Source organism: Sedimentibacter sp. B4 (assembly GCF_000309315.1).
Lineage (GTDB): Bacteria > Bacillota > Clostridia > Tissierellales > Sedimentibacteraceae > Sedimentibacter > Sedimentibacter saalensis.
This window is the reverse complement of record NZ_CANG01000821.1, coordinates 1-209: the sequence shown is the minus strand read 5'-3', so window position 1 is coordinate 209 and position 209 is coordinate 1. Positions and strand designations below refer to the sequence as shown.

Genomic DNA, 209 nt, shown 5'->3' with positions numbered 1-209 from the left:
CCAGGCGCTCGGCAAGCCGCTTGCGCTGCTCGTCGAAGGAGACGTTCAGCAGGCACTTGATCAGCCGGTAGCCGTCCGCCACCAGACCCGCCTCGAACTCGTTGATCTCGTCGTAGCGCTTGCTCCACACATCCTCGGGCACGAGGCTGTCCACGCGGACGACCAGCACGTCCTCGTAGTGTGAGCGGTCGAAGATCCCGATCTTGCCG

The 209-nt window shown here is 64.6% G+C and carries 1 pseudogene; it reads right to left on the bottom strand.

Annotated features, from left to right (window positions below):
• Positions 1 to 209 (bottom strand): annotated as a pseudogene (locus BN358_RS13255) (polyphosphate kinase 2 family protein); the annotation flags it as partial.